This is a genomic window from Rhodococcus sp. GXMU-t2271, assembly GCF_041414735.1.
Taxonomy (GTDB): domain Bacteria; phylum Actinomycetota; class Actinomycetes; order Mycobacteriales; family Mycobacteriaceae; genus Rhodococcus; species Rhodococcus indonesiensis.
In genome coordinates, this window is the sequence record NZ_JAUIZP010000111.1 from 1 (window position 1) to 544 (window position 544).

Sequence of the window (544 nt, forward strand, 5' to 3'; positions counted from 1 at the left end):
CACCCTCGAGGAGAACCAGCGCGTGAGCTTCGAGGTCGGCCAGGGTCAGAAGGGCCCGCAGGCCACCGGCGTCACCGTCATCGGCTGACGTAGCTCGCTGCGCGTTCTTCCGGACGCGTGCATTCCCCGACGGCCTCGTGAGGTCGTCGCGGAAGAGCCGCCGGCAGAGGTGTGACAGGCAATGAAGAGGGACCGGTCCGAACGGGCCGGTCCCTCTTCGTGTCCCGATCCGACTCGTGCTCCCTGAAAAAGGGCCCGGCACAATGCAGTTTTGTGTCCCCTGCGGCGATCTCGCTAGCGGTGCGGGCGCCGATGTGATCTACTTGCACACGGTCGTTAGGTTGTGTTCGTGGTTCACCCCTCGCACATTTCTGGTTGCGAGCGGATGCGATAGCCCACACGGAATCGTTTTCTACCGTCGAGTGACAGACCCGAGCGGCGAGGTGTCGCTCGACGAGTGGGGAAGCCCGGCGCTTCCCGAATCTTCTTAGGAATGAACATGGTTGAAGGTACCGTGAAGTGGTTCAACGGCGAGAAGGGCTTC

General features: G+C 62.7%; 1 protein-coding gene. It reads left to right on the top strand.

Translation table 11 applies throughout. The annotated features are described in order from the left end of the window. Positions 1-88, top strand: an 88-nt coding sequence (locus tag QYS60_RS25765) for a cold-shock protein (protein ID WP_371384255.1), incomplete at its 5' end; no start/stop codon positions are given. Between the last annotated feature and the right edge of the window lie 456 nt (positions 89-544).